General features: G+C 69.9%; 23 protein-coding genes. 20 read left to right on the forward strand and 3 right to left on the reverse strand.

Going from position 1 to position 24,558, the window contains the following annotated elements:
- Window positions 1-2: 2 nt before the first annotated feature.
- From FHS08_RS12965 to FHS08_RS12990, 6 genes are read left to right on the forward strand one after another with little or no spacing between them, the layout of a single operon-like run.
- The gene (locus tag FHS08_RS12965) at window positions 3-1,817 is read left to right on the forward strand and encodes a peptidoglycan D,D-transpeptidase FtsI family protein (RefSeq protein ID WP_167040056.1); all 1,815 of its coding nucleotides are present in this window, start codon (window positions 3-5) and stop codon (window positions 1,815-1,817) included.
- 25 nt (window positions 1,818-1,842) lie between these two features.
- Window positions 1,843-3,255: a UDP-N-acetylmuramoyl-tripeptide--D-alanyl-D-alanine ligase gene (locus FHS08_RS12970; RefSeq protein ID WP_167040057.1), complete on the forward strand. Its 1,413-nt coding sequence runs from the start codon at window positions 1,843-1,845 to the stop codon at window positions 3,253-3,255.
- Window positions 3,252-4,361: a phospho-N-acetylmuramoyl-pentapeptide-transferase gene (gene mraY / locus FHS08_RS12975; protein WP_167040059.1), complete on the forward strand. Its 1,110-nt coding sequence runs from the start codon at window positions 3,252-3,254 to the stop codon at window positions 4,359-4,361. The genes FHS08_RS12970 and mraY overlap by 4 nt, the downstream gene beginning before the upstream one ends.
- On the forward strand, window positions 4,358-5,896 hold the full coding sequence (murD, locus tag FHS08_RS12980; RefSeq protein WP_167040061.1) for a UDP-N-acetylmuramoyl-L-alanine--D-glutamate ligase: 1,539 nt from the start codon (window positions 4,358-4,360) through the stop codon (window positions 5,894-5,896). Before mraY ends, murD begins: the two co-directional genes overlap by 4 nt.
- A complete protein-coding gene (gene ftsW / locus FHS08_RS12985; RefSeq protein WP_167040063.1) occupies window positions 5,853-7,112 on the forward strand; it encodes a putative lipid II flippase FtsW in 1,260 nt (419 codons plus the stop codon). Before murD ends, ftsW begins: the two co-directional genes overlap by 44 nt.
- A gap of 15 nt (window positions 7,113-7,127) precedes the next feature.
- The gene (locus FHS08_RS12990; protein ID WP_167040065.1) at window positions 7,128-8,201 is read left to right on the forward strand and encodes a glycosyltransferase; all 1,074 of its coding nucleotides are present in this window, start codon (window positions 7,128-7,130) and stop codon (window positions 8,199-8,201) included.
- A gap of 11 nt (window positions 8,202-8,212) precedes the next feature.
- Here FHS08_RS12990 and FHS08_RS12995 read toward each other — a convergent pair whose 3' ends face one another.
- Window positions 8,213-8,581 (reverse strand): GntR family transcriptional regulator, encoded by a 369-nt coding sequence (locus tag FHS08_RS12995; RefSeq protein WP_170283173.1) that lies wholly within the window; start codon window positions 8,579-8,581, stop codon window positions 8,213-8,215.
- A gap of 215 nt (window positions 8,582-8,796) precedes the next feature.
- Here FHS08_RS12995 and murC point away from each other — a divergent pair, with 215 nt between their 5' ends.
- The 11 genes from murC to FHS08_RS13050 all read left to right on the forward strand — a co-directional run bounded on the left by murC (window position 8,797) and on the right by FHS08_RS13050 (window position 17,374).
- Window positions 8,797-10,212, forward strand: coding sequence for a UDP-N-acetylmuramate--L-alanine ligase (gene murC, locus FHS08_RS13000; protein WP_167040069.1), 1,416 nt, complete (start codon window positions 8,797-8,799; stop codon window positions 10,210-10,212).
- A gap of 6 nt (window positions 10,213-10,218) precedes the next feature.
- A complete protein-coding gene (locus FHS08_RS13005; protein ID WP_167040071.1) occupies window positions 10,219-11,205 on the forward strand; it encodes a cell division protein FtsQ/DivIB in 987 nt (328 codons plus the stop codon).
- 169 nt (window positions 11,206-11,374) lie between these two features.
- The gene (gene ftsZ / locus FHS08_RS13010; protein WP_167040073.1) at window positions 11,375-12,523 is read left to right on the forward strand and encodes a cell division protein FtsZ; all 1,149 of its coding nucleotides are present in this window, start codon (window positions 11,375-11,377) and stop codon (window positions 12,521-12,523) included.
- A gap of 9 nt (window positions 12,524-12,532) precedes the next feature.
- Window positions 12,533-13,219, forward strand: coding sequence for a YggS family pyridoxal phosphate-dependent enzyme (locus tag FHS08_RS13015; protein ID WP_167040076.1), 687 nt, complete (start codon window positions 12,533-12,535; stop codon window positions 13,217-13,219).
- 32 nt (window positions 13,220-13,251) lie between these two features.
- Window positions 13,252-13,713 carry a cell division protein SepF gene (locus tag FHS08_RS13020; RefSeq protein WP_167040078.1) on the forward strand — a complete coding sequence of 154 codons (462 nt, stop codon included), beginning with the start codon at window positions 13,252-13,254 and terminating at the stop codon, window positions 13,711-13,713.
- 4 nt (window positions 13,714-13,717) lie between these two features.
- The gene (locus FHS08_RS13025; protein WP_167040080.1) at window positions 13,718-14,017 is read left to right on the forward strand and encodes a YggT family protein; all 300 of its coding nucleotides are present in this window, start codon (window positions 13,718-13,720) and stop codon (window positions 14,015-14,017) included.
- A 98-nt stretch (window positions 14,018-14,115) separates the two neighbouring features.
- Window positions 14,116-14,697, forward strand: coding sequence for a DivIVA domain-containing protein (locus FHS08_RS13030; RefSeq protein WP_167040082.1), 582 nt, complete (start codon window positions 14,116-14,118; stop codon window positions 14,695-14,697).
- Between the two features lie 9 nt (window positions 14,698-14,706).
- Window positions 14,707-15,354, forward strand: coding sequence for a signal peptidase II (locus tag FHS08_RS13035; protein ID WP_167040084.1), 648 nt, complete (start codon window positions 14,707-14,709; stop codon window positions 15,352-15,354).
- Between the two features lies 1 nt (window position 15,355).
- On the forward strand, window positions 15,356-16,276 hold the full coding sequence (locus tag FHS08_RS13040; RefSeq protein WP_167040086.1) for an RluA family pseudouridine synthase: 921 nt from the start codon (window positions 15,356-15,358) through the stop codon (window positions 16,274-16,276).
- Window positions 16,277-16,420: 144 nt separating this feature from the next.
- A complete protein-coding gene (locus FHS08_RS13045) occupies window positions 16,421-16,663 on the forward strand; it encodes an RNA polymerase sigma factor (protein WP_208382556.1) in 243 nt (80 codons plus the stop codon).
- 87 nt (window positions 16,664-16,750) lie between these two features.
- Window positions 16,751-17,374 carry a GNAT family N-acetyltransferase gene (locus FHS08_RS13050; RefSeq protein ID WP_167040088.1) on the forward strand — a complete coding sequence of 208 codons (624 nt, stop codon included), beginning with the start codon at window positions 16,751-16,753 and terminating at the stop codon, window positions 17,372-17,374.
- On the opposite strand, the gene FHS08_RS13055 is transcribed toward FHS08_RS13050, so the two are convergent.
- Window positions 17,371-17,979, reverse strand: a complete 609-nt coding sequence (locus tag FHS08_RS13055) for a vitamin K epoxide reductase family protein (RefSeq protein WP_167040090.1) — start codon at window positions 17,977-17,979, stop codon at window positions 17,371-17,373. The genes FHS08_RS13050 and FHS08_RS13055 overlap by 4 nt on opposite strands.
- A gap of 57 nt (window positions 17,980-18,036) precedes the next feature.
- Complete coding sequence (locus FHS08_RS13060; RefSeq protein ID WP_167040092.1) at window positions 18,037-18,513, reverse strand: NUDIX domain-containing protein; 477 nt, start codon at window positions 18,511-18,513, stop codon at window positions 18,037-18,039.
- Window positions 18,514-18,573: 60 nt separating this feature from the next.
- Between FHS08_RS13060 and dnaE the strand changes: the two genes are divergently transcribed.
- The 3 genes from dnaE (at window position 18,574) to hisD (ending at window position 24,542) form a co-directional block, all read left to right on the forward strand.
- Window positions 18,574-22,092, forward strand: coding sequence for a DNA polymerase III subunit alpha (dnaE, locus tag FHS08_RS13065; RefSeq protein WP_167040094.1), 3,519 nt, complete (start codon window positions 18,574-18,576; stop codon window positions 22,090-22,092).
- A gap of 98 nt (window positions 22,093-22,190) precedes the next feature.
- On the forward strand, window positions 22,191-23,171 hold the full coding sequence (locus FHS08_RS13070) for a hypothetical protein (RefSeq protein ID WP_167040096.1): 981 nt from the start codon (window positions 22,191-22,193) through the stop codon (window positions 23,169-23,171).
- A gap of 42 nt (window positions 23,172-23,213) precedes the next feature.
- Complete coding sequence (hisD, locus tag FHS08_RS13075) at window positions 23,214-24,542, forward strand: histidinol dehydrogenase (RefSeq protein ID WP_167040098.1); 1,329 nt, start codon at window positions 23,214-23,216, stop codon at window positions 24,540-24,542.
- Window positions 24,543-24,558 lie beyond the last annotated feature (16 nt).

Genomic DNA, 24,558 nt, shown 5'->3' on the forward strand with positions numbered 1-24,558 from the left:
CCATGACGACGAGAAGCACCCGCAGCCCGCGCCGCCGCACCGTGGTCGCCCTCGCCGTGGTCCTCGCGGTCCTCGGGGGGTTCATCGTGCGGCTCGTCGACATCCAGGTGGTCAACGCGCAGGAGCACATCGCCGACTCGATGATGGCGTTCGACGGCGAGCGACCGCTGTACGGGACGCGAGGCGCCATCGTCGACGAGACGGGGCAGTCGCTCGCGGGCAGCATCCTGCTGTACGACGGCGTGCTCGACCCCAAGAACATCACGCTGTACGAGCAGCCGACCAAGACCCGCAAGGCGGGGTTCGTCCGCACAGCGGAGGACGGCACCGCCTCCAACGTGGTGTGGGCGCAGGCGTCCGCCGAGATCGGAGCCGTGACGGGCCAGACGGCGGAGGAGATCCAGGCGATCGTCGCCGCGGCGATCGCGGACAACCCCGACACGCAGTTCGTGTACCTCAAGCGCGGCCTCACGACGGAGCAGTACCGCGCGCTGGCGGATCTCGGCATCCCGTATCTGAGCTTCGACGCGCACCCCGCGCGCACGTATCCCGACGGAGCCGTCGCCGGCAACCTCGTCGGCTACATGGGCACCGAGGGCACTGCGCTCGGCGGCCTCGAGCAGAGCCAGGACAGCTGCCTGACGGCGAGCAACGGGAAGATCACGTACCAGAAGGGCAAAGACGGGGTCGTCATCCCCGGCACCGAGCGCAGGGTGGATGCCGTCGACGGCGGCACGCTGCAGCTCACGATCAACCGAGACCTGCAGTGGTACCTGCAGCAGCTCATCGCCGAGCAGGTGCAGGATCTGGGAGCGCTGTCGGGCAACATCACGGTCGTCGAGGTCAAGACGGGCAAGATCCGCGCGGCCGCCGAATACCCGACGGTCGATCCCAACGACGTGCCGGCCTCGGATGTGAACGACCGCGGAAGCCGCATCTTCACGAACTGGTTCGAGCCGGGGTCGACCTTCAAGGCCCTCACGGCCGCGACGCTCATCGACGCGGGCGGCCAGACGCCGACGTCGACCGTGACGGCGCCGTGGCGCGAGACGTTCCCGAACGGAGCACGGGTCGGGGACTCGTTCCAGCATCCCAGCAACCGCTACACGCTCACAGGCGTGCTGATCGACTCGTCGAACGTCGGCATCTCCAAGTTCGCCGAGCGCGTCGACACCCAGACCCGCTACGACTACCTCAAGAAGTTCGGCATCGGAGACGGGAGCCCGATCGACTTCTACGGCCAGCTCAAGGGCGACCTGCCCACTCCCGACCGCTGGGACAACCAGAGCTTCTACAACATCGCGTTCGGCCAGGGCGTCACCACGACCGTGCCCGAGCTCGCGGGCGCGTACCAGGCGATCGCGAACGACGGACTTCGCATCCCGCTGTCGCTCGTCGAGTCGTGCACGAAGCCCGACGGGACCGTCGTCACGCCCGAGCAGCCCGCCCCGACGCAGGTCGTGCGGCCGGAGACGGCCGTGGCCGTGCAGCAGATGCTCGAGAACGTCGCTCTGCAGAGCTCGCTCGCCAAGAGCGTCGCGGTGCCCGGCTACAACATCGCCGACAAGACGGGCACGGGCGAGAAGACGGACGGGAACGGCCGGTACAAGGCCGGCATCTACTTCACGACGATGATCGGATTCGCCCCCGCCGAGGACCCGCAGTACGTGGTCGTGGTCACGCTCGACGAGCCGACTCGGATAAAGTCGTCGGGGGCCAACGCCTCCGCGTGGCAGAAGGCCATGACACAGGTTCTGAAGACCTTCCGCGTCATGCCGTCCACCGTGGGGCCGACGCTGCTCCCCAAGTTCGGGTGAGCGCGTCCGATTCGGCCGGACAACGATGATCTCACTGACACTCGCACAGCTAGCCCAGGCCGTCCGCGGACAGCTCCGTCTCGCCGGCTCCGACGCACCCGACACGGTCGTCTCCGGTCTCGTCGACACCGACTCGCGGCTCATCGGGCCCGGCGACGTCTTCGTCGCCAAGCCGGGGGAGACGACGGACGGGCACCTGTTCGTGCCCGCCGCCGCGGAGGCGGGAGCCGCGCTCGCGATCGTCGAGCGACACGTCGACGTCGACATCTCCCAGGTCGTGGTCGCGGATGCCGTCGCCTCGCTCGCCGACCTCGCCCGATTCGTCGTGGCCCGCGTCCGGGAGGACGGCGATCTGCGCGTCGTCGGAATCACCGGCTCGAACGGCAAGACGACGACCAAGAACCTCCTCGCTCGGATCCTGCAGGACGAAGGCGAGACCGTGTCGCCTCGCGCGTCGTTCAACAACGAGGTCGGCGCCCCCCTCACGATGCTGCGCGTCGCCGAGTCGACGCGGTTCCTCGTGAGCGAGTTCGGCGCGTCGGCGCCCGGCGAGATCGCGCGCCTCGCGGGACTCGTCGAGCCCGACATCGGGATCGTGCTCATGGTCGGGCTGGCGCACGCAGGCGGCTTCGGAGGGATCGAGGCGACGCTCGCTGCGAAGTCGGAGCTCGTCCGCGCGCTGCGCCCCGGCGGGCTCGCGATCCTCAACGCCGACGACGCGCGCGTCGCGTCGATGGCCGCTCCGGCCGCGGAGCGCGGCGTCGCGGTGCGATGGTTCGGCCGCGGCGCGTCGGCGGACGTCCGCGCCGACGACGTCGAGGTGACGGCATCCGGAACCGCGTTCGTCGTGAGCTGCGACGGCGAGAGCCTTCCGCTGCGGCTGCGAGTCCTCGGCGAGCACCACGTCATGAACGCGCTCGCGGCGATCGCGGCGGCGACGGCGCTCGGCGTCTCCCTGGCGGAGTGCGTCGCCCGCCTCGAGACCGTCGAGCTCGCGGAGCGGTGGCGCATGCAGCCGCTCGGATCCGACCGCGTGCGCATCATCAACGACGCCTACAACGCCAGCCCCGACTCGATGGCCGCGGCCCTGCGGACGCTCGCGCAGATCGTCGAGCCAGGACAGCGCACCGTCGCGGTCCTCGGTGCGATGAGCGAGCTGGGGGAGCACTCCGCCGAGGAGCACGACCGCGTGGGGCTGCTCGCCGTGCGGCTCGGCATCCAGCGCATCGTCGTCATCGGCCCCGACGCGCGCCGCATGTACCTCGAAGCCGTCTCGCAGGGCTCCTGGGACGGCGAGGCGATCTTCTTCCCGACGGCCGACGAGGCGTTCGACTACCTCGTGGGCGAGCTGCGCGACGGCGACCGCGTGCTCGTGAAGTCGTCCAACTCGGCCGGGCTCCGGTTCCTCGGCGATCGTCTGGGAGAATCGTTCTCGTGAGATCACTCCTGACCGCGGCGGCGATCTCGCTGGCATTCACCCTCCTGCTCACGCCGGTGTTCCTCCGGCTGTTCCGGCGATGGGGATGGGGCCAGATCATCCGCACGCCGGAGGACGGGAACATCCCCCCGCACGAGGCGAAGCGCGGCACGCCCACGATGGGCGGCGTCATCTTCGTGCTGGGCACGATCGTCGGCTACTTCATCGGCACGTATGCGGGCGGGTCGCCGCCCACGATCTCCGGTCTGCTCGTGATCTGGATGATGGTGGGCTTCGCGGTGGTCGGCTTCGTCGACGACTACATGAAGGTGCGCCGCCAGCGCAGCCTGGGGCTGACGGGATGGCGCAAGATCCTCGGGCAGGTCATCGTCATCGTGCCGTGGGCGATCGTGTCGCTGCAGTTCCCGAACACGTGGAACCAGACTCCCGCATCGGCGCACGTCTCGATCTTCCGCGACCTCGGCGTCCTCGACTTCATGGCCCTCGGCGTCGCCGTCGGCACGATCCTGTTCATCCTCTGGATCACCTTCATCGGGGTCGCGTGGTCGAACAGCACGAACGTGACCGACGGACTCGACGGACTCGCCGCCGGGGCCGGCATCTTCACGATCGGCGCGATGAGCCTCGTCACGTTCTGGCAGTTCCAGCAGCGCTGCTACTCCGAGGCGCTCGTGGAGGCCTACCAGTCCGCGTGCTATGAGACGCGCGATCCGCTCGACCTCACGATCGTGGCGGCGGCCTTCGCGGCCGGTCTCGTCGGGTTCCTCTGGTGGAACGCGCCGAAGGCGCAGGTCTTCATGGGCGACGTGGGATCCATGGCCATCGGCGGCGTCATCGCCGCGATGTCGATCCTCTCGCGCACCGAGATCCTCGCGGTCATCGTCTGCGGCGTCTTCATCATCGGCTCGGGATCGGTCATCCTCCAGCGCTACTACTTCAAGCTCACGAAGGGGAAGCGGCTCTTCCTCATGAGCCCCTTCCACCACCATCTCGAGATGCGCGGCTGGGCCGAGACGACGATCGTCGTCCGCATGTGGATCGTCGCGGCGATCCTCGCGGCATCCGGCGTCGGATTCATGTACGTCGAATGGCTCACCCAGACATGACCCGGCTCGACGACCTCACGAGCTGGCACGCGGACTGGAAGGGACTGCGCGTCGGCGTCCTCGGGCTGTCGGTCACCGGCTTCTCGGTCGCCGACACCCTCGCCGAGCTCGGCGCGGACGTGTTCGTGTTCACGGAGAAGGCCGACGAGGAGTACGCGCGCCTCATCCCCGTCATCGGGGCGCGACTGTGGACGGGCTCGCTCGACGCGGTTCCGCAGGAGCTCGTCGACTTCGAGCCCGACGTCGTCGTCGCATCGCCGGGCTTCGCGCCGCGGCATCCCGTCGTCGCGTGGACGCTCGAGACGGGCCTCGCGCTGTGGGGGGATGTCGAGCTCGCGTGGCGCGTCCGCGACAAGGTCGTCCGGCTCGACGGCCGGCCCGCCGACTGGATCCTCGTGACGGGCACGAACGGCAAGACGACGACGACCCGCCTCGCCGCGACGATGCTCGTCGAAGGGGGACTGCGCGCGGCGGCGGTCGGCAACATCGGGACGCCGGTGCTGGACGCCGTGCGCGACCCCGCAGGATTCGACGCCCTCGTCGTCGAGCTGTCGAGCCATCAGCTGTGGTACCTCGGCCTCCAGACCGGCCCCGACCCCGTGTCGCCGCACGCCGCGGTCTGCCTCAACCTGGCCGACGACCACCTCGAGTGGCACGGCTCGGCGGATGCCTACCGCGACGCCAAGGCGCACGTCTACGACAACACGCGCGTCGCGTGCGTCTACAACAAGGCGGATGCCGCGACGATGCGCATGGTCGAGGATGCCGAGGTCGTCGAGGGCGCCCGTGCGGTCGGCTTCGACCTCGGCGCCCCCGGGCCGAGCGACCTCGGCGTCATCGAGGGCATCCTCGTCGACCGCGCGTTCCTCGAGGAGCGTCGCACGTCGGCTCTCGAGCTCACGACCGTCGAGGAGCTGCGCGAGCTCGGTCTGGCCGCCCCCCACGTCGTCGCGAACATCCTCGCGGCCGCCGCGCTGGCGCGCTCGCTCGAGGTGCCGCCCGCCGCGATCCGCGACGCGCTGCGCGGCTTCCGCCTCGATCCGCACCGCATCGAAGTCGTCGCGGTCGAGGGCGGCATCACGTGGGTGGACGACTCGAAGGCGACGAATCCGCACGCCGCGGCATCCTCTCTCGCCGCCTACCCGGGTGCCGTCTGGGTCGTCGGGGGACTGCTGAAGGGCGTCGACATCTCGGATCTCGTCGCAGGACGCGGCGCGACGACCAAGGCCGCGATCGTCATCGGCGCGGAGCGCGAGGAGCTCGTCGCGGCGTTCGCGCGACACGCGCCCGCGGTCCCCGTCTTCGAGGTCGATGCCGATGAGACTGAAGAGGTCATGGCGCGGGTCGTCGAGCTGGCGGCCGGGATCGCGCGTGACGGGGACGTCGTGCTGCTCGCCCCCGCCGCGGCGTCCTTCGACCAGTTCTCGTCCTACGCCGACCGCGGCAGGCGATTCGCGGCCGCAGTGAGGGATCGGATCGGAAGGGGGACCGATGGCGACGCGCACGCCGACGCGACCCCGGGCGATCGGACCTGACCAGCCCCGCAGGCGCGGCCTCGCGGCCCGCGTGTCGCTCGGGAAGGCGTTCGCGCCGGTTCCGAGCGAGTTCCTCCTGATCACCTCGACGGCGCTCCTGCTGACGTTCTTCGGGCTCGTCATGATCCTGTCGGCGACGTCGGCCGTCGCGACGGCCAAGGGCGACCCGCCGTACGACGACGTGCTCAAGCAGGCGGTGTTCGCCGCCATCGGCATCCCGCTCATGTTCATCGCGAGCCGGCTCCCCGTGGCCTTCTGGAAGAAGGCCGCGTGGCCGGCGCTCATCGGGGCGATCGGGTTCCAGATGCTCGTGTTCGTGCCGGGCCTCGGCGTCTCGGCGAACGGCAACCGGAACTGGATCGCGATCGGCGGGTTCCAGGCGCAGCCGTCGGAGTTCCTCAAGCTCGCCCTCGCGCTCTGGCTGGGCTACGTGCTGTTCCGCAAGCAGAACCTGCTCACGAAGTGGCAGCACGTCCTGATCCCCGTCGTCCCCGTCGCCGGCATCGTGATGGCGACCGTCATCGGCGGTCACGACCTCGGCACCGTCATCATCCTCGTCCTCATCGTGCTGGGGGCACTCTTCTTCTCGGGCGCGCGTCTGCGGCTGTTCGTGCTGCCGGCGATCCTCGGACTCGGCGCCCTCGCGGCCTACGCCGTCACGAGCGCAGACCGCATGCGGCGCATCATGAGCTTCCTCAACGCCGACTGCCTCGCGGACTACTACGGCGACTGCTATCAGCCGCTGCACGGCATCTGGGGACTCGCGAGCGGTGGCGTCTTCGGGCTGGGCCTGGGCAACTCGAAGGAGAAGTACGACTGGCTGCCGGCCGCGTCGAACGACTACATCTTCGCGATCGTCGGCGAGGAGCTGGGGCTCATCGGCTGCATCGTCGTCCTGGCGCTGTTCTCCCTCTTCGCCGTCGGCGCGTTCCACATCATCCGCAAGACGCACGACCCCTTCGTCCGGATCGTGTCGGGCGGCATCACGGTGTGGATCGTCGGTCAGGCGCTCATCAACATCGGCGTCGTGCTGCGGCTTTTCCCCGTGCTGGGCGTGCCGCTGCCCTTCATGTCGCAGGGCGGCACGTCGCTGCTCTCGGTGCTCATCGCATCCGGCGTCCTGCTCTCGTTCGCGCGGACGCTGCCTGCGAAGCGGCAGGTGCCCGCTGCGGCCCCGCGTCGCGCTGCGACCCGGCCCGTCGCGACCGTGCGCTGACGGTAGGGTCGCTGGGTGACCACGTACCTCCTCGCAGGCGGCGGGACCGCCGGGCACGTCAATCCGCTCCTGGCCGTCGCCGACGCGCTGCGCGAGCGAGAGCCCGAGTCCTCCGTTCTCGTGGTGGGCACCCGGGAGGGTCTCGAGGCCCGGCTCGTGCCCGAACGCGGCTACGAGCTGCTCATCGTCGACAAGGTGCCGTTCCCTCGGCGGCCCGACAGGGCGGCCGCGGCGTTTCCCGCACGGTTCGCGCGCGCCGTCAAGCAGGTGCGCGCGCACCTGCAGGACCGCGCGGTCGACGTCGTGGTGGGCTTCGGCGGCTACGCGTCGGCCCCCGCGTACGTCGCGGCGCGTCGAGCCGGCGTGCCGATCGTCGTGCACGAGGCCAACGCGAAGCCGGGCCTGGCGAACGTGCTGGGCGCCCGATCGGCCGCCGGCGTCGGGGTCGCGTTCGAAGGCACCCCGCTGCGGGGCTCGCGAGTGGTCGGGATGCCGCTGCGCCGCGAGATCGTCTCCCTCGACCGCGATGCGCTCCGCGCTGAGGCGGCCGAGCACTTCGGCCTCGACGCCGCGAAGCCGACGCTTCTCGTCTTCGGCGGCTCGCTCGGGGCGCTTCGGCTCAACGAGGCCTTCGGCGGCGCGTGGCGGGACGTGCTCGACGCAGGGTGGCAGCTCCTCCACGTGACGGGGGAGAAGTCGGACCTCGCCGATCCCGGCGCTGCGGGCTACGCCGTCCGCCGCTACGTCGATCGCATGGACCTCGCGTTCGCCCTCGCCGACTTCATCGTGTCGCGCTCGGGATCGGCGACCGTGAGCGAGATCAGCGCGCTCGGCATCCCCGCCGTGTACGTCCCGTATGCCGTCGGCAACGGCGAGCAGGCCCTGAACGCGGCGTCCGCCGTGCGCGCGGGCGCAGCCGTCCTGATTCCGGATGTCGAGTTCTCGGCCGACCGGGTGCGGTCCGAGGTGGTGCCGCTCCTCGCGGACGCGGCCCGTCGCGACGCGATGCGCGCCGCCGCCGCGACCGTCGGCACGCGCACGGGCACGGAGAACGTCGTCGCGATGATCGACGGGGCGCTCGGCCGCTGAGCCGGACCCCGTCAGGTCGTGCGGGGGTCGGCGCGCAGCGCGGCGGCGACGAGCTCGAGCGCGTGGTCGGCGTCGACGTGCAGCATCCGGATCTGCTCCGCGAAGGCGGCCGCCGCCCGCTTCGCCTCTCGCACCGCGGGATCGCCCTGCGGCGAGACGAACGTGCCGTTGCGGCCGCGGGTCTCGATGAACCCGGACGCCTCGAGCTCGCGATACGCGCGGGCGATCGTGCCGGGCGCGAGACCGAGGTCGCCGGCGAGGCGTCGCACGGTGGGAAGGCGTGCGCCCGCGACGAGCTCGCCCGAAGATACGGCGTCGACGAGCTGTGCGCGCAGCTGCTCGAACGGCGGAACGGGCGACGACGCATCGACGGCGATCACGTGACGCTCCCCGCCGCGACGAGCCGACGCCTCCGCTCTGGGCATGGCGGGAGGGGGCGTCGCGTGCTGCGGATCGTGCGGGCGAAGACGGCGTCGAGTTCCATGGACCTCTTGTACGTGCGTCGCGCAGATGTGTCAACGCACAGCCTCCGCGGCGGGTCGCCAGGCGCGCCCTGGGCCGCGGCATCCCTCGGCCAACTTAGGATTGGTGGGTCATGATCAGACCCGACTTGAGCCTGCCCATCCCCGAGGACATCGAGGCCGCCCACTTCATCGGCATCGGAGGCTCCGGGATGTCGGGCCTCGCGCGCATGTTCCTGGACCGCGGCATCCGCGTGTCCGGCTCCGACCGTGCAGACGGCCCCGCACTGCGTGAGCTCGCAGAGCGCGGCGCCACGATCTTCGTCGGCCACGATGCGGCGAACCTTCCCGACGACGTCGACACCGTCGTGCACACGGGCGCGATCTGGCCGGAGAACCCCGAGTTCCTGCTCGCGAAGGAGCGCGGACTGCACGTCATCCACCGCTCGCAGGCGCTGTACTGGCTCATCGGGGGCCGACGGCTCGTCTCGGTCGCAGGCGCGCACGGCAAGACCACCTCGACGGGGATGATCGTCACGGCGCTGCAGGCCCTTGACGCGCGCCCGACGTTCGTGAGCGGCGGCGTGATCGCACAGCTCGGCGTCTCGAGCGGAACAGGCTCGGACGATCTCGTCGTGATCGAGGCGGACGAGTCCGACGGCACGTTCCTGCTCTACGACACGTCGATCGCGCTCATCACGAACGTCGACCCCGACCACCTCGACCACTGGGGCACGAGCGACGCGTTCTACGACGGCTTCGCGACGTTCGCGAACCGTGCGCGCGAGGCCGTCGTGATCTCGTCGGACGACGCGGGGGCGCGGCTGGTGTCCGAGCGGATCACGCACGACAGCGTCGTGACCTTCGGCGAGGCGGAGGACGCCGACGTGCGCGTGACCGACATCCGCACGGAGGGTCCCGTGTCGTTCACGATCACGGCCCGCGGTCAGAGCGTCGTCGCGCGCCTCGCCATCCCCGGCACGCACAATGCGATCAACGCTGCCGGCGTCGTCGCCGTCCTGCTCGCGCTCGGGCACGGGCTCGAGCCGGCGGTCCGGGCCGTGGAGGGCTTCACCGGCACCGTGCGCCGCTTCGAGCTGCACGGCGTCGAACGCGGGGTCAGCGTCTACGACGACTACGCGCACCACCCTACGGAGGTCGCTGCGGCCCTCGCCGCGACGCGCACCGTCGTCGGCGACGGTCGCATCATCGCGCTCCACCAGCCGCACACGTACTCGCGCACGCAGCACCTGTTCCGCGAGTTCGCCGAGGTTCTCGAGGGTCACGCCGACCACACGATCGTCCTCGACGTGTACGGCGCGCGGGAAGACCCCGTCCCCGGTGTCACGGGCGAGCTCGTGAGCGGAGCCTTCGCCGATCCCGCCCACGTGCACTACGTCGTTGACTGGCAGGAGGCCGCCGACTACACCGCCTCCGTCGCGCGCGAGGGCGACTACATCATCACGCTCGGCTGCGGCAACGTGAACCTCATCATTCCGCAGGTGCTCGAGGCGCTCTCGCGCACTCCGGCGCAGGTCGCGGGGGAGTAGGACGGCATGCGCCGGCCGAGTCCGCTCCCGCCGCCGGTCGGCGCCGCGAGCCGCCCGCGCGCCGACGCCGGGACGCCGTCCGAGCCGATCGCACCGTCCGAGCCCGTCGAGGCGTCCGTGGCCGGGGGCGCCGAGGAGGCATCCCTCGCCCCCGTCATTCCGCTCACCCACGACGTCGACCGCGAGGGCCCGGATGCCGCGTCCCCGCGCGAGCCCGAGGGCGATACCCAGGTCGGCCTGCGCGACGTGTGGCGCGCCGCGCGCGCACGGCGCAAGGCGCTGCGCGCCGAGGTCCGCCGCTTCACGGGCCGCCAGCGACGGCGGCGCCTGACCTGGTTCGCGTCGCTCGCCGCACTCGCCGCGCTCGTCGTCGGGACGGTCGCGGCGGCGTACAGCCCCCTCTTCGGCGTTGAGCGGATCCACGTCCTGGGCACGCAGCAGCTCGACGCGGAGGTCGTCGCCGGCGCCCTCGACGGGCAGCTCGGCAAGCCGCTGCCGCTCGTCGACGAGAGCGCCGTCAAGGCGGCGCTCGTGGCGTTCCCGCTCGTGGAGACCTACACGCTGGAGGCACGGCCTCCCCACGAGCTCGTCGTGCGGATCGTGGAGCGCACGCCGATCGGACTCGTCCAGTCCGCGGCGGGGTACACGCTCGTCGATGCGGCGGGCGTCGCGCTGTCGACGACGCCGACGCCTCCTGCGGGTCAGCCGCTCATCACGGTCGATGCGGGCACGTCGTCGCCCGCGTTCGTCGCGCTCGGACAGGTCATGCGGTCGCTTCCCGACGACATCCGCGCACAGGTGACGGAGGCGTCTGCGACGACGCGCGACGACGTGACCCTGACGCTCGGAGGCACGCGCACGAAGGTCGTGTGGGGCAGCGCCGAGGACTCCGCGATGAAGGCGCTGCGACTTCAGACGATCATGACGGCACGACCGCCCGCCGACGTCAGCGTCTACGACGTCTCGTCTCCGAGCGCGATCGTGGTGCGCTGAGCGCCTGCGGCGACGAATCCGGCGCGGGATGTCGCGACACGCCCACGACGCTCCGGACGGGAGAGCGGCATCCGCTTAGTTTCATCTCAGGAATTGCATACCGGGCAATTCTTTATACCTCTAGTAGAGGTTGAAGGTTTACCAGGTTCGGACGAAGACGGAGGCCGGCATGAGCCAGAACCAGAACTACCTCGCCGTCATCAAGGTGGTCGGCGTTGGCGGCGGTGGCGTCAACGCCGTGAACCGCATGATCGAACTCGGTCTGCGCGGCGTCGAGTTCATCGCGATCAACACGGATGCCCAGGCGCTGCTCATGAGCGACGCCGACGTCAAGCTCGACGTCGGACGTGAGCTCACGCGCGGACTCGGCGCCGGCGCAGACCCCGAGGTGGGTCGCCGCGCCGCCGAAGACCACGCGGAGGAGATCGAAGAGGCCATCCGCGGCGCCGATATGGTGTTCGTGACGGCAGGCGAGGGCGGTGGCACGGGCACAGGCGGTGCTCCCGTCGTCGCCAAGATCGCGAAGTCGATCGGCGCGCTGACCATCGGCGTCGTCACGAAGCCGTTCTCGTTCGAGGGGCGCCGCCGCCAGCAGCAGGCCGAGACGGGCGTCGCCAAGCTCAAGGAAGAGGTCGACACGCTCATCGTCGTGCCGAACGATCGCCTGCTCGAGATCAGCGACCGCGGCATCTCGATGATCGAGGCGTTCGCGACGGCCGACCAGGTGCTCCTCGCCGGTGTCCAGGGCATCACCGACCTCATCACGACGCCGGGCCTCATCAACCTCGACTTCGCCGACGTCAAGTCGGTCATGCAGGGTGCGGGCTCGGCGCTCATGGGCATCGGCTCGGCACGCGGCGCCGACCGCGCGATCAAGGCGGCGGAGCTCGCGGTCGAGTCGCCCCTGCTCGAGGCATCGATCGAGGGCGCGCACGGCGTGCTGCTGTCGATCCAGGGCGGGTCGAACCTCGGCATCTTCGAGATCAACGACGCGGCGCAGCTGGTCAAGGAGGCGGCGCACTCCGAGGCGAACATCATCTTCGGCACGGTCATCGACGACACCCTCGGCGACGAAGTGCGGGTGACCGTCATCGCCGCGGGCTTCGACGGAGGCGAGCCCCAGTCGCGTATCGAGCCCATCACGGCGCAGCGCGTCGTGTCGACGCCGCTCGTCCCGAAGACTCCCGCGGAGGATGCCGCGAAGGAGCTCGCGGTCCAGCCCGAGCCGGTCTCTGTGGGGGTCGCCGCCGTGACCGAGTCCAGCTTCGACTCGGCGTTCGGAGACGACGATCTCGACATCCCCGACTTCCTGAAGTAGACCGAGGGAGTGGACGACCTCGCATCGCGGCTCGCCGACGTCGACGCGCGCATCACGGATGCCGCTCGCGCGGCGGGCCGCGATCCTTCTGGGCTCACCCGCATCGTCGTGACGAAGTTCCACGACGCGTCGATCGTCGAGGAGCTCTACAGGCTCGGCGTTCGCGACGTCGGTGAGAACCGCCAGCAGGAGCTGACGCAGAAGGCCGAGGCGATCGGCCCGCTCGACGGGCTGCGCTGGCACTTCATCGGCCAGGCGCAGACCAACAAGGCACGGGCGATCCGCAGCGCGGCATCCGTCGTGCACTCGGTCGACCGCGATCGGCTCGCCGACGCGCTCGACGCGGCGGGCGACGACGGCGCCACCGACCTCGACGTGCTGCTGCAGGTGAACCTGACGGCCGATCCAGGACGCGGTGGAGTCCAGCCCGGCGGACTCGCGGCGCTCGCGGAGCACGTCGCAGGATGCCGCACCCTCCGCGTGCGGGGAGTCATGGGCGTCGCGCCCCTCGACGAAGACCCCGCGGCGGCGTTCGAGCGCCTGCGCGTATGCAGCGAGCGGCTGCGCGGGATCGTCCCCGATGCGACCTGGATCTCGGCGGGCATGACGGCGGATTTCGCCGAAGCGATCGCGGCGGGCGCGACACACCTGCGGATCGGCTCCGCAATCACGGGACCGAGGCCCCCGCGCGGTTAACCTCGGAGCAGACGAGCGATCAGGAGGAAGCGATGTCGAACCCGCTCAAGAAGACCATGGTGTACCTGGGCCTCGCCGACGAAGAGGACGTCTACGAGGAGCCGGCGCCGCAGCCCGCCGCCCGCAAGTCGCAGACGCAGGTCGAGAAGGCGGCAGCGCCTGTGACGCCGTTGCGACCCGCCGTCGTGCGTCAGCCCGCCGCAGGCACTGTGAGCGAGATCCTGACCGTGCACCCGAAGCAGTACCGGGATGCCCAGATCATCGCAGAGAACTTCCGCGAGAACATCCCCGTCATCATCAACCTCTCGCAGATGAGCGACGCCGACGCGCGTCGTCTCATCGACTTCGCGAGCGGTCTGTCGCTCGGCCTGTACGGCCGTATCGAGCGCGTCACGAGCAAGGTCTTCCTCCTGTCGCCCGAGAACGTCGCCGTCTCCGGCGACGGCGGCGTCGCGCAGGCGGACACCGAGTCGGTGCCGTTCTCGCAGTCCTAGCGCCGTGGAGCTCGTCCCCCTCATCGCCTGGCTGCTGTACTGGCTGCTCCTCGTCTACACGCTGCTGCTGCTCGTGCGTCTGATCCTCGACTGGATCCCGTTCTTCAACCGCGAATGGCGACCGAAGGGCGCGGGTCTGGTCGCCGCCGAGATCGTCTATACCGTGACGGACCCGCCGCTGAAGTTCTTCCGTCGCTTCATCCCGCCGCTGCGCGTGGGCGCGGTGGCGATCGACTTCGGCTTCGCGATCGTCATGCTGCTGTGCTTCGTGCTTCTCGGCGTGACGCGTTCTCTCGCGAGCTGAAACCTCCCCGACTATGCTTGCTGGGTACGGTCCGCCCGACGGGCGGGCTCTGCCCTTGATCATCGTCGGCGACACGACCGCCCGAAAGAGGAATCACCATGGCTTTGACCCCCGATGACGTCGTCACCAAGCAGTTCCAGCACGTCCGGTTCAAGGACGGGTTCGACCCCGACGAGGTCGACGACTTCCTCGACGAGATCGTGGTGGAGTGGCGCAAGACCATCGAGGAGAACGAGCAGCTGAAGGCGAAGCTCGCTCAGTACGAGGCCGGCGGCGCCCCCGCCGCCGCGCCCGCTCCCGTCGTCGAGGCGCCCGCCGCCGCGGCTCCCACGGCCGAGCCTGTCGCCGGCGGTGCCGCAGCGAGCGCCGGAATCATCGAACTCGCCCAGCGGCTGCACGACGAGCACGTCGCCGAGGGCCGCGCGCAGCGCGACCAGCTGATCTCCGACGCGCAGGCACAGGCGACAGCGATCGTCTCCGAGGCCGAGGCCCGCGGCCGCGACGAGATCGCGAAGCTGGAGCGCGAGCGCGCTGTGCTCGAGAACCGCATCACCGAGCTGCGCAACTTCGAGCGCGACTACCGCTCGCAGCTGCGCAGCTACATCGAGGGCAAGCTGCGCGACCTCGAGACCACGGCGACGTCCTCCGGCTCGACGCCCGTCTCCGCCATCGGCCTCTAGGCCCGGTCTTTGACAGGCCGCGCCCCCCTGCGTCATGCGGCGGCCGGCACCGGCATCGCGATCCTCGCTGTGCTGGTGCTGGCCGCCGACCAGTTCGCGAAGCTCCTCGCGATCCGGAACCTCCCGCTCGAAGAGCCGGTGCACGTCATCGGCGACTTCCTGATCCTGTATCTGATCCGCAACGCCGGTGCCGCCTTCTCGCTCGGCGAGGACGTCACGTGGATCTTCACGATCGCGCTTGCACTCGTGGCCATCGTGATCGGCTGGCTCGCGGCCACGCGTGTGCGATCGCGCCTGTGGATGGTCGTGCTGGGACTGCTCCTCGGCGGCGTGCTCGGCAACCTCGCCGACAGGCTCTTCCGTGAGCCGGCGTTCGGTGCGGGTCACGTCGTGGATTTCATCAGCACGCCCTGGATGATGCCCGCCATCTACAACGTCGCGGACATCTTCATCGTGACGATGATGATCTCCGTCGCGCTGCTGGTGTTCTTCGGAGTCCATCTCGACGGGACTCGTGAGCGTCGCGGTGGCGCGGCGCAGCCGGTCGCGGTTGCGCCGGAGTCCGCAGCTCCTGTCGAGACCGCGGCCGTGTCCGACGCCGTGGCTCCCGTCGAGACGGCAGCCCCGGCCGATCCCGCCGATCCCGCGAAGGACTGACGTGGAGTCGCGCAGCCTCCCCGTCCCTGACGGGCTCGACGGAGCGCGGGTGGATGCCGCGCTCGCGAAGATGCTCGGCTTCTCCCGCACGTTCGCGGCCGAGATCGCCGACGCCGGCGGCGTCCGCCTCGACGGCCGCGGTCTGTCGAAGTCCGACAAGCTGCGCGCGGGCGGCTGGCTCGACGTCGAGTGGGAGCACAAGCGCGGACCTGAGGTCGTCCCCGTCCTCGTGCCCGACCTCGGGATCGCGTACGACGATGACGACATCGTCGTGGTCGACAAGCCGGCCGGTGTCGCAGCCCACCCCTCACTCGGCTGGGAGGGCCCGACGGTGCTCGGTGCGCTCGCGGCAGCCGGATTCCGCATCGCGACGACGGGTGCGGCGGAGCGGCAGGGTGTCGTCCACCGCCTCGATGTCGGCACGAGCGGGCTCATGGTGGTCGCCAAGACCGAGCATGCCTACACGAGCCTCAAGCGCGCCTTCAAGGAGCGCGAGGTCGACAAGATCTACCACGCCGTCGTGCAGGGGCATCCCGATCCCCTCTCCGGAACGATCGACGCGCCGATCGGGCGACACCCGACGCACTCGTGGAAGTTCGCCGTCACGCCAGAGGGCAAGGACTCCGTCACGCACTACGAGACGCTCGAGGCGTTCCCCGGCGCATCTCTTCTCGAGATCCACCTCGAGACCGGTCGCACGCACCAGATCCGCGTGCACATGGCGGCGCATCGGCATCCGTGCGTCGGCGATCCGCTCTACGGTGCCGACCCGACCCTCTCCGCGAGGCTCGGGCTCACGCGGCAGTGGCTGCATGCGCACGAGCTGTCGTTCGCGCACCCGCTCACGGGTGACTGGGTCACCTTCACGTCGGACTATCCGGTCGATCTGCAGCACGCGCTGGACATCCTGCGCGGGGACTGAGCGTGAACCCATCGCGCGACATCGGGCAATACCCGGTGTGAGCACAGACAGCGAGATCATCCGGCGGTCCCTCGACTCCCCCTCCGCGTTCGCGGAGCTGTTCGAGAGGCACGCGCGGGTGATCGGGCCTTCGCGGCGCGCCGCGTGGGGTCGGATGCCGCGGACGACGTCCTGAGCGAGACCATGCTCGTCGCCATCCGGCGGCGCCGTGACGACGACCACGCGTGGGAGAGCGCGAGGCCGTGGCTGCGCGGCATCGCGTCTCGCGTCGTCAAGAAGCACCGCGCGCAGGAAGCGGCCCAGTGGCGGTCGTTCCAGTCGTCGGCCGCGCAGGGCGACCACGCCAGCGACGGCGCCATCGACTCCGCAGCGGCCAGGACGGGGTGAGGGCGGCGGAGGCATCCGTCGCCTTCACCCGTGCGGGCGCCGACGCGGCGGATCGTCCATGTCGGACCCCGTCGGCACAATGGGTCCATGGCGATCGAGGTGCGACCGGCACGGGACTTCGATGACGCGCGCGCCGTGATCGGGCCCAAGGGCGAGGACTCCACGGTCTGCTGGTGCCTCAGCTACCGCATTCCGAGCAGGGAGAGTCTCGCGCTGCGCGGCACGGAGCGCGGCGAGCGTGTGAGGGAGCTGCTGGCCGAACCGCTCGCGCCCGGCGTGCTCGCGTACGACGGCGACGAGCCGGTCGGATGGGCGGCCGTGCATCCTCGCCGCGACACGCACTTCGCGACGTTCCGCAGGATCCCGCACGTCGATGAGCTCGACGCCTGGTCGGTGTGGTGCTTCCGCGTTCGGCCGGGGCACCGCAGGCAGGGGATCATGCACGCGCTCCTCGACGGCGCCGTCGCATTCGCGAAGGCGAACGGCGCTCCCGCCGTCGAGGGGTATCCGATCGACAACCAGGGGTCCAGGATCGATCTGACGATGGCCTACGTCGGGACCCGCGCGCTCTTCGAGAAGGCGGGGTTCCGCAAGGCGGCCGACACCGACTCGGTCCTGAGCGGGTTCCCGCGGGTGCTCATGCGGCTCGAGTCGACCCGAGCAGAGCAGACGGGCGCAGAGTCCGTCCCGGCCTCGCCGCAATCGTCCTAGAGCGTCCCGAGCACGTCGAGGCGCACCTGCGCCGCGATCGCGATGGCGGCGTAGTCGAGGATCGTGAGCAGCACCGCCCAGGAGAACACCACGGCACCGACGCGCCGCGGGCGGTCGCCCCAGACGCCGTCGCGCAGCTCCCACCCGAGCGTGAACCAGAACAGCGGGATCGTGACGAGCCACACGATCATGCACCACGGGCACAGTGACCCGTACTCGAAGACGCTCCGCCACGCGAAGACGTGCACGAGCAGGAAGCCGCCGAGCACGAAGACGCCGTATACGCGCCAATACCAGGTGCGCAGCCCTGCGGGCGCGGCGAGGGCGCTGACTCCGGCGTGGACCGGGCCGCCGAACAGCACGAGTCCGATGAGGGAGTTCGTGAAGCCGAGCAGGTTTCCGCCGGGCGACAGGAGGTTCGGACCGCACGTCACGACGACACCCCACGAGCACGAGATGAGCGGCTCGGTGCCCTGCAGCTGGCCCACGTACTCGAGGTACAGCAGGAACGAGACGATCCCGCCGGCCGCGCCAGCGACGATCCAGAAGATCGCAAGGCCCCGCGGTGGACGGACGCCGGTCAGGGAGAGCTCCGTGGTGGCCATGTGCTCAGTGTGCACGCCACGACCCGCCGGTGCCGAATCGAGGGCGGGCACGACTGGTCAGCGCCCGCCCTCGAACCGCGCGGGCTCGTCCTCCGCGATCGCGACGGCGATGCGTCGGCGCATCTCGGCGTCGACTTCGACCGGAAGCGCGTCGAGGTCGTACCAGCCCACCTCGGTCAGCTCTCCGTCGGCGGGATAGGGCTCGCCCGAGACCCACTCGCAGCGGAAGACCATGTCGAGATAGTCGCTCTGGTCGCCGTTGTCGTACGTCACCCGGGGGATCCATCGCACAGACGCGAGCCTCGTCGCGCGGATGACGACCCCCGCCTCCTCGAGCGCCTCCCGCACGGCGGCGTCCGCCGGCTCCTCGCGCGGATCGACGATGCCCGTCACGGGCGTGAGGCGGCCGTCGTCGGATCTGCGCCCCAGGAGGACCTTCTCGTCGCGGATCACGACAGCCGTGACGCCGGGGATGCCGAGGGGGTCGTGACCGACCTTCTCCCTCAAGTGGAGGATGAACTCGGGTGTGGGCACCAGTTCAGGCTAGTGCGCGCGTCAGGCGATGGATGTCGGACGGCTTCGTAGACTCGACCCGTGGCATCCGACTCCTTCGTCCATCTGCACGTGCACAGCGAGTACTCGATGCTCGACGGCGCCGCTCGCATCGGCCCGATGGTCCAAGAGGCCGTCCGCCAGGGCATGCCCGCGATCGCCGTCACCGACCACGGCAACACGTTCGCGGCCTTCGAGTTCTACAAGGCGGCGAAGGATGCCGGCATCAAGCCGATCATCGGCATCGAGGCCTACGTGACTCCGGGCACGCACCGCTCCGACAAGGCGCGCGTGCGCTGGGGCACGCCGGAGCAGGGCGACGACGACGTCTCGGGGTCGGGCGCCTACACGCACATGACCCTGCTGTCGCAGACGACCGAGGGCATGCACAACCTGTTCCGCCTCTCGTCCCGCGCGAGCATGGAGGGGTATTACTTCAAGCCCCGCATGGACCGCGAGCTGCTCCAGACCTACAGCAAGGGTCTCATCGCGACGACGGGCTGCCCGTCCGGCGAGGTCCAGACACGCCTGCGGCTCGGCCAGTACGACGCGGCGCGAGCGGCCGCAGCCGAGTTCCAGGACATCTTCGGCAGAGAGAACTACTTCGCCGAGATCATGGACCACGGCCTCTCGATCGAGCGCAGGGTCATGGGCGATCTGCTGAAGATCGCGAAGGATCTCGACATCCCGCTCGTGGGCACGAACGACCTGCACTACACGCACCAGCACGACGCGGGCAGCCACGCCGCCCTCCTCTGCGTGCAGTCCGGCTCGACGCTCGACGATCCCAAGCGCTTCAAGTTCGACGGCGACGGGTATTACGTCAAGAGCTCCGCCGAGATGCGCCAGATCTTCCGCGACCACCCCGAAGCATGCGACAACACGCTCCTGATCGCGGAGCGCTGCGACGTCGAGTTCAACACGAGCGCCAACTACATGCCGAGGTATCCCGTGCCGGAGGGCGAGACCGAGGAGTCGTGGTTCGTCAAGGAGGTCGAGAGGGGGCTTCACGCGCGGTACCCCGGCGGCATCCCCGATGAGGTGCGGAAGCAGGCCGAGTACGAGACCGGCGTCATCGTTCAGATGGGGTTCCCCGGGTACTTCCTCGTCGTCGCGGACTTCATCAACTGGGCCAAGCGCAACGGCATCCGCGTCGGTCCCGGTCGCGGGTCGGGAGCAGGCTCCATGGCCGCCTACGCGATGAGGATCACCGACCTCGACCCGCTCCAGCACGGCCTGATCTTCGAGCGGTTCCTCAATCCCGATCGCGTCTCGATGCCCGACTTCGACGTCGACTTCGACGACCGCCGTCGCGGCGAGGTCATCCAGTACGTGACGGAGAAGTACGGCGACGAGCGCGTCGCGCAGATCGTCACGTACGGCACGATCAAGGCGAAGCAGGCCCTCAAGGACGCCGGGCGAGTGCTCGGCTTCCCCTTCAGCATGGGGGAGCGGCTGACGAAGGCGATGCCGCCGGCCGTCATGGGCAAGGACATGCCGCTCGAGGGCATGTTCGACCCGAGTCATCCGCGCTACAAAGAGGCGAGCGAGTTCCGCGCGCTCATCGACACGGATGCCGAGGCGAAGACGGTCTTCGACACCGCCGTCGGCCTCGAGAACCTCAAGCGCCAGTGGGGCGTGCACGCGGCGGGCGTCATCATGTCGAGCGAGCCGCTCATCGACATCATCCCGATCATGCGCCGTGAGCAGGACGGCCAGATCGTCACGCAGTTCGACTATCCGTCGTGCGAAGCCCTCGGGCTCATCAAGATGGACTTCCTCGGCCTGCGAAACCTCACGATCATCAACGACGCGCTCGACAACATCGCGGCCAACCGCGGCGTCCCGCTCGTGCTCGAAGACCTCTCCCTCGACGATCCCGAGTCGTACGAGCTGCTGTCTCGCGGCGACACCCTCGGAGTCTTCCAGCTCGACGGCGGGCCCATGCGGTCGCTGCTGCGCCTCATGAAGCCCGACAACTTCGAAGACATCTCGGCCGTCATCGCGCTGTACCGACCAGGGCCGATGGGTGCCAACTCGCACACGAACTACGCCCTCCGCAAGAACGGCCTGCAGGAGATCACGCCTATCCACGAGGAGTTCGCGGAGTCGCTCGCCGACATCCTCGACACGAGCTACGGCCTCATCATCTATCAGGAGCAGGTGATGGCGATCGCGCAGCGCGTCGCCGGGTTCAGCCTCGGTCAGGCCGACATCCTGCGCCGCGCGATGGGCAAGAAGAAGAAGTCCGAGCTCGATAAGCAGTTCGAGGGCTTCCAGGCGGGCATGCACGCGAACGGCTACTCGGACGACGCCGTGCAGACGCTGTGGGAGATCCTGCTGCCGTTCTCCGACTACGCCTTCAACAAGGCGCACTCCGCCGCCTACGGCCTCGTGTCGTATTGGACGGCGTACCTCAAGGCGCACTATCCCGCCGAGTACATGGCGGCTCTCCTCACGAGCGTCGGTGACTCGAAGGACAAGATGGCGGTGTATCTCAACGAGTGCCGTCGCATGGGCATCAGGGTGCTGCCGCCCGACGTGGGGCAGTCGATCAGGTACTTCGCCGCGGTCGGCGAGGACATCCGCTTCGGTCTCGGCGCCGTGCGCAATGTCGGCGCGAACGTCGTGGACGGGATCGTCGCGTCGCGTCAGGACGACGGCTTCGTGAGCTTCCACGACTTCCTCACGAAGGTCCCGCTCCATGTCGCGAACAAGCGCACGGTCGAGTCGCTCATCAAGGCGGGTGCCTTCGACTCGCTCGGCTCCAGCAGGCGCGCCCTCATGGAGATCCACGAAGACGCCGTCGAGGCCGCCGTCGAGACCAAGCGCAAGGCCGCGACAGGTGCGATCGGATTCGACTTCGACAGCCTCTACGACGAGGCCGAGGAGGTCGTGCCGGCGAAGGTGCCCGAACGACCGGAGTGGATGAAGAAGGACAAGCTGGCGTTCGAGCGCGAGATGCTCGGGCTCTATGTGTCGGATCATCCGCTCGCCGGCCTGGAGATCCCGCTCGCGAAGCACGCGTCGACGTCGATCCACGATCTGCTCTCGAACGAAGAGGTGCGCGACGGCGACCAGGTGACGGTCGCGGGGCTCGTGACGAGCGTGCAGCATCGGGTCGCGAAGCAGAGCGGCAATCCGTACGGGATGATCACGATCGAGGACTTCAACGGCGAGGTCACCGTGATGTTCATGGGCAAGACCTACACGGAGTTCCAGTCGCAGCTGATCGCGGACTCGATCCTCGCGGTACGCGGCAGGGTGTCCCGCCGCGACGACGGGCTCAATCTGCACGCGCAATCGGTGTTCGCCCCGGATCTCGGGGCCGTCGACGCCACGGGCCCGCTCACGCTCCTGCTGCCCGAGCACCGAGCGACCGAGACCGTCATCGGGCAGCTCGCCGAGGTGCTCGACCGCCACAGGGGAGACATCGAGGTGACCCTGAAGCTCCACAGGGGCTCGACGGCGAAAGTCTTCGAAGTGCCCATCCCCGTGCGCGTGACCGCCGACCTCTATGGCGAGCTGAAAGGGCTGCTCGGCCCTCAGTGCCTCGGCTGACCCGCATTGCAACGATCCCGCGATCCCATCTGGCGCTGACGGAGCCCGCCGGTAGTATCGGGGTCGGCGCGCCCCCTACGCCGACGGAAAGGAACATCGTGACCGACGAGCAGCTGAACGAACCTGAGGAGGTCGCCGACGTCGCGGCCGAAGCGCCCGATGCCGGGATCCCGCCTCAGTACGGCGTGGGCCCCTTCTCGATCCGCGAGGTCGCGATCGCGGGCATCTGGCTCGTGGCGTTCGTCGTGTCGTTCTTCCCCGTCACGGCGACGTGGACGGGCACGACCGCCGCCATCCGGCTCACGTGGGGCTCCGTGTGGACATCGGGTCTCCCATGGGTCCTCACGATCGCCGTGCCCACGGTGGCCGTCTTCCTCCTCGTGCTGCGGCGCCTGTCGCCGCAGGGCATCCGCCGCGTCGGATCGCTCGGCATCGACCAGTTCGCGTCGGTCGCGTTCTCGGTCGCGACCGTCGTGTGGCTCGGCTGGGTCTGGGACACCGTCGCGTTCGCGGCGGGAAGCGGCATCTGGACCCGCTCGTGGGTCATGTGGGTCGAGTTCGCCCTCATGATCGCCGGTGTCGTCCTCACCGTCTTCGCCCCCGTCATCCCGCCGCTGGCGGAGGACTTCGAGCACCGGCCCGAGGTCGTGGCGCACCGCAGCGCCCGCCCGATCCGCGCCGTCTCGCCACGCCCGACGCCAACGTTCTCGGCGTTCGCGGAGCCATCGCCGACGGAGGCACCCGGCTACGCCTACGATGCGGGCGACCCCGCAGAGCCCGCTGAGCCCGAGTCCGCGGAGTACGGTCTCGCAGGCGACCAGGAGGACTGGAAGCCCCTTCACACGCGGAACACCTTCGACGATGTCGAACCCGAGCAGGCCACCGTGCGCCACCAGGCGTTCTGGGCGCTCGCCCCTGAGGAGCGCGACGTCGTCGACGAGTCCGGCATCCCGATCTTCCGGATCGGGCCTACGGCGTGGGCGCTCGTGATCGAAGACCGCGGCGACTCGTTCGTCGTGCGCCACGAGGACGGCCGTCTCGGCTACCTCCTCGACGTCCGGGGCGTCACGCGGGGCTGAATCCTGCACGTGTCGCCCAGCCCTGCGCGATAACGTTGTGGGATGCTTCGCACGATCGATCTGCGCGGACACGCTCTCTCGCCCTCCGACCTGCTCGCCGTCGTCCCGCGCGCCGAGGCCGCCTTCGACAAGGCACTCGGCACGGCCGCGACTCTCGTCGCGGACGTGGCGTCGCACGGCGAGGACGCGCTCCGCAGCCAGGCGGCACGTTTCGACGGTGCCGAGGGTCACGCCATCCGCGTGCCGCAGGCGCACCTCGACGAGGCGCTCGCAGGTCTCGACCCTGCAGTACGTGTCGCGCTCGAGGAGGCCATCGGGCGCGTGCGTCGCGCGTCGGCAGCCCAGGTGCCCGCTCCCGCGGTGACCGAGCTCGAGCCCGGCGCACGGGTGACGCAGCGCTGGCAGCCCGTTCGCAGGGTCGGCGTCTACGTGCCGGGCGGCAAGGCGGTGTACCCCTCGAGCGTCGTCATGAACGTCGTTCCCGCGCAGGTCGCCGGGGTCGCCCAGATCGCTCTCGCCTCGCCGCCGCAGCGCGACCACCGTGGCCGCGTGCACCCCGTGATCCTCGCGGCGGCCCGTCTGCTCGGCGTGCAGGAGGTCTACGCGATGGGCGGGGCCGGCGCGATCGGAGCATTCGCGCACGGCGTCGCGTCACTCGGGCTCGACCCGGTCGACGTCGTCACGGGGCCGGGCAACAACTTCGTCGCGGCCGCGAAGCGCGTGGTGGCGGGAACCGTGGGGACGGATGCCGAGGCCGGCGCGACCGAGATCCTCATCGTCGCAGACGACTCGGCCGACCCCGTGCTCGTCGCGGCCGATCTCGTCAGCCAGGCCGAGCACGACGAGCAGGCGGCGGCCGTCCTCGTGACGGCATCCGAAGCCCTCGCCGTCGCCGTCGGCGTCGAGGTCGCGCGTCGCGCGGGCGCGACGCGGCACGCCGATCGTGTCGCCGTCTCGCTCGCGGGCCCGCAGTCCGCGATCGTCCTCGTCGACGACCTCGCGACGGCGACGGCGTTCAGCAACGCCTACGCGCCGGAGCACCTCGAGCTGCACCTCGCCGATGCGCGCCCTGAGGACTTCGTGCACGCCGGGGCCGTCTTCGTCGGCGCCGACTCGCCCGTCAGCCTCGGCGACTACCTCGCGGGGAGCAACCACGTGCTCCCGACCGGAGGCCAGGCGCGATACTCGTCGGGCCTGTCGGCTGCGACCTTCCTTCGCCCGCAGCAGGTCATCGAGTACGACCGCGCGGCGCTCGACCGCGTGCGCGAGGCGATCGTGACGCTCGCGGACGCCGAGCAGCTCCCCGCGCACGGCGAGGCCGTCGAGGCCCGCTTCGCCGTTCGAGAAGGTCTGGAGACGGCCGACGCCTGACCGGGTGCCGTAGTCT

Origin of the sequence: Microbacterium ulmi (genome assembly GCF_011759705.1) — a bacterium.
GTDB lineage: Bacteria > Actinomycetota > Actinomycetes > Actinomycetales > Microbacteriaceae > Microbacterium > Microbacterium ulmi.

Bases quoted from the DNA above. Each gene is read 5' to 3' on its own strand.
- FHS08_RS13005 (WP_167040071.1), top strand. From the start codon at position 10,219: ATGCGCCGGCCGAGTCCGCTCCCGCCGCCGGTCGGCGCCGCGAGCCGC.
- ftsZ (WP_167040073.1), top strand. From the start codon at position 11,375: ATGAGCCAGAACCAGAACTACCTCGCCGTCATCAAGGTGGTCGGCGTT.
- FHS08_RS13020 (WP_167040078.1), top strand. From the start codon at position 13,252: ATGTCGAACCCGCTCAAGAAGACCATGGTGTACCTGGGCCTCGCCGAC.
- murC (WP_167040069.1), top strand. From the start codon at position 8,797: ATGATCAGACCCGACTTGAGCCTGCCCATCCCCGAGGACATCGAGGCC.
- murD (WP_167040061.1), top strand. From the start codon at position 4,358: ATGACCCGGCTCGACGACCTCACGAGCTGGCACGCGGACTGGAAGGGA.
- hisD (WP_167040098.1), top strand. From the start codon at position 23,214: ATGCTTCGCACGATCGATCTGCGCGGACACGCTCTCTCGCCCTCCGAC.
- FHS08_RS12965 (WP_167040056.1), top strand. From the start codon at position 3: ATGACGACGAGAAGCACCCGCAGCCCGCGCCGCCGCACCGTGGTCGCC.
- FHS08_RS13055 (WP_167040090.1), bottom strand. From the start codon at position 17,979: ATGGCCACCACGGAGCTCTCCCTGACCGGCGTCCGTCCACCGCGGGGC.
- FHS08_RS13050 (WP_167040088.1), top strand. From the start codon at position 16,751: ATGGCGATCGAGGTGCGACCGGCACGGGACTTCGATGACGCGCGCGCC.
- FHS08_RS12970 (WP_167040057.1), top strand. From the start codon at position 1,843: ATGATCTCACTGACACTCGCACAGCTAGCCCAGGCCGTCCGCGGACAG.
- ftsW (WP_167040063.1), top strand. From the start codon at position 5,853: ATGGCGACGCGCACGCCGACGCGACCCCGGGCGATCGGACCTGACCAG.
- FHS08_RS13030 (WP_167040082.1), top strand. From the start codon at position 14,116: ATGGCTTTGACCCCCGATGACGTCGTCACCAAGCAGTTCCAGCACGTC.